Origin of the sequence: Ruminococcus sp. AF20-12LB (genome assembly GCF_003478985.1) — a bacterium.
Taxonomy (GTDB): domain Bacteria; phylum Bacillota; class Clostridia; order Lachnospirales; family Lachnospiraceae; genus Blautia_A.
Map to the genome: position 1 here is coordinate 422 of NZ_QUGH01000038.1, position 210 is coordinate 631.

Below are 210 nucleotides of genomic sequence, written 5' to 3' on the forward strand. Positions count from 1 at the left end.
TCCCACACCGTCTCCAGTGCAGTACCATCGGCCGCTTAGGTCTTAACCGTCGTGTTCGGGATGGGAACGGGTGTTTCCCCTAAGCGCATCGCTACCAGAAATATCACTATTCAATTTCCTTGATAACTCAACAGTAAAACACATTTCTTTTCTCTACTTTTTCCTTAGAAAGGAGGTGATCCAGCCGCACCTTCCGATACGGCTACCTTG